This window comes from Candidatus Zixiibacteriota bacterium (assembly GCA_020853795.1).
In the GTDB taxonomy this organism is placed as follows: Bacteria; Zixibacteria; MSB-5A5; order CAIYYT01; family CAIYYT01; genus JADJGC01.
In genome coordinates, this window is sequence record JADYYF010000045.1 from 1 (window position 1) to 2,766 (window position 2,766).

Annotated in this window: 4 protein-coding genes; all 4 read left to right on the forward strand. The window is 58.0% G+C overall.

What is annotated here, in order from left to right:
* The first annotated feature begins 566 nt into the window (after positions 1 to 566).
* Positions 567 to 986: a hypothetical protein gene (locus IT585_03125; protein MCC6962220.1), complete on the forward strand. Its 420-nt coding sequence runs from the start codon at positions 567 to 569 to the stop codon at positions 984 to 986.
* A 72-nt stretch (positions 987 to 1,058) separates the two neighbouring features.
* A complete protein-coding gene (locus IT585_03130; GenBank protein ID MCC6962221.1) occupies positions 1,059 to 1,763 on the forward strand; it encodes an FAD-binding oxidoreductase in 705 nt (234 codons plus the stop codon).
* Between the two features lie 59 nt (positions 1,764 to 1,822).
* Positions 1,823 to 2,332 (forward strand): rhodanese-like domain-containing protein, encoded by a 510-nt coding sequence (locus IT585_03135; protein MCC6962222.1) that lies wholly within the window; start codon positions 1,823 to 1,825, stop codon positions 2,330 to 2,332.
* On the forward strand, positions 2,313 to 2,766 hold a 454-nt coding region (locus tag IT585_03140), incomplete at its 3' end, for a DoxX family membrane protein (protein ID MCC6962223.1). The genes IT585_03135 and IT585_03140, both read left to right, overlap by 20 nt.

Consider the following 2,766-nt stretch of genomic DNA (forward strand, 5'->3'; position numbering starts at 1 on the left):
CAATGACAAGCGGTAGTGTGCGGAGCTACAGCGTTCGGAGACGCAGGCAGTGCAAGGTGAATCAGTACAACCCCCGGCCCCGTTTGCTAAGGGGGAATCGTCGGCGGCGAGAGGAGTGGGGGCGAAGAAATTCGTGCCCGATGTAGGTTGGCATGGCGGCAGGTCACAATCCCGCACTGGAGAGTGACGCGGAAATCACGGAGACACAAGTGTGCGGGATCAAGACCTGCCGCAACGAGATTCGGCGGGGTTGAGCGGGTAAGGGCGGAGAGCCGACTGAAGTCGGCACTGCAGGGGGTGGAATGCACGTCAGGATCGCGGGGATCCTGACCTACGGTGGTTGACCTGCGGCTGCCGCAACGGTGACGGCGGGGTGGCCATGGGTCATTTCGTCGACCAAGCTGAGAAGCGTTTGCCTTGACAGAGGCAAAAGCATTCTTTCGCGGTCGAAAATTCAGCTTATTCTTCCTACCCAAGCACTATGGCGCGAGATTAAACCAAATGAACTTGTAAGACGTCTAAGCTGTCGGTAGATTGATTGGCGATTGTAGCGAGGGAGATTGACTTTGAGATATTTGCTCGTGTTGACACTCGCACTGCTGACGGTTGCGGGGTGTAGTCGTAAAGGCGATGATGAGTTGCCGGCGCGGTCGGGCGACCTGGAAGCGCGGTTTGTGGTCGACGATGATTTTGGGATCCTGCCGGATACTTTGAATATCCCGATGATCCTCACCGTCTACGCGGACGCGGCGCATACGCTGATGCAGCAGTCGGAGGCGGTCACGGTGCCGAACCACCAGCCGGCGTCGGTGATTTTTGAAGAGCTGGCGCCGACGTTCCTCTATCTCAGCATTCGGATCAACGTCAGCGGTCTGCCGGAGCAGTGTCCCGATGTGTCGGTGTTTGTTCAACAGAACCGGGTCACTTCAACCAATCTGATCAATATCGACGTGCGCGAGTCGGAGATTCGCTGCACCACCGATTGACCGGACGGCGCAGATCGGCTATATTGGCGGAGTGAAGCCCGCAACGCAGACAGCCCTCCAATTCGGCGAACGATGAGCAATCCGGACGCCGTGTTCGCCCCCCACAGTATTGATGAACTTGCCGAGGGAGTCAGAGCGACGCCGGACGGCGCGTTGTTGATTACCTCCGGAACCAATTCGCACAACGTGTCGATAGCGGTAGCGGATCGGCAGCTGGTCCGGCTCTCGACGTCGGCTTTGGTGGGAATCGTGCGGCTGGAGCGGGCGGATTACTACGTGACTTGCCGGGCCGGGATGAAGTTGGCGGAGTTGTACGCGGAGTTGGCGCAGCACGGGCTGTTCGTCCCGTTCCTGGAGATATCGGCGACGGGGACGGTGGGCGGAGTGGTAGCCACGGGGCAGATCGCGAACGGCACAGAGTGGTACAATATCTCCCGCTGGGTGCTGGCATTATCGGTCGTCACGGCGGATGGGGCGCTGGTCAAGACCGGCGCGATCACGTACAAGTCAGTGGCCGGGTATGATCTGCCGAAGCTGTTCTGCGGGAGTTTCGGGACGCTGGGCGTGATTGCGGAGGTCTCGCTACGGTTGTATCCGCGCGGAGCGCGGCCATATGGGAAGGATTTGCTGCCGGTAGCACAGAGGATTCCCCGTTTGGCGCCGCTGGAGGGCCTGAAGCCGGCGGGAGACAAGGCGGGAGAAATCGCCCGGCGGATCAAGACAGAATTCGATCCGCGGGGGATCTTTCCGGCAATTTCGGGTTGGAACAGCCGATAACTGATTCCGTATAAGCAATAAGCGTTCGACAACGGGTGAGAATACAACAGAAGTCGTTAATGATTAAGAAAATCATCATCATCGTCGTACTCGCAGCGATTCTGGGGGGGGTAAATAATCTCGTTAATCCGAATAAGGTCGCCTGGATTGGCAACTGGCCGACATCACTGTCGGACGCGGATTCAACGTGGACTTCCCCATCCTACGAGCCGGGTGATCCCCCGACGCTGCGGATGGCGGAAGCGTTCGATCGCTGGTCGGCCAAGCGGCACGTGTTTATCGACGCGCGCGAGCCGGAGGAGTACAAAGAGGGACACATTGCCGGGGCGATCAGTTTCCCGTATGACTACTTCGAGGATTACAAGGACAAGATTCTGGCGGAGTTGCCGAAGGACACGTTGATCGTGACCTACTGCTCAGGATCGGAATGCGAGTCGTCATTGTTCCTGGCGCGGCTGTTAGCGCAGGAATACGGTTACAAGAACGTCGAGATCTTTTTCGGCGGATGGACGCAGTGGAGCAAGCATCAACTGCCGGTCGAGGTGAGCCATGAAGAAACTGCTAACTAATCCATATTTCCTGTTTCTGCTTCGGCTGGTAATCGGCGGGACGTTTATCTATGCGGCGCTGGACAAGGTCGTTCATCCCGACCAGTTTGCGCGGATCATTTACAATTATCACATGCTGCCGGGGCAGATGATCAACGTGTTTGCGCTGTTATTGCCGTGGGTGGAATTGGTTGCGGGAGTGCTGATGGTGATCGGCTACTGGGAGAAGGCGGCGACAGTGGTGATTGGCGGGCTGCTGGCGGTGTTTATCGTGGCGCTGGCGAATGCGCTGGTCAAGGGGGTCAATATCGAGTGCGGATGTTTCTCGACGACGTCACGCGCGAAGGGGCCGGTGCAAAGCTTGATTGTGCGCGACATTTTGATGCTGATCGGATGCGGGTTGATATTGTGGGCGCGGAAGAGCTGGCTGTCGATTGACGGGCGGAAGGTTGCGG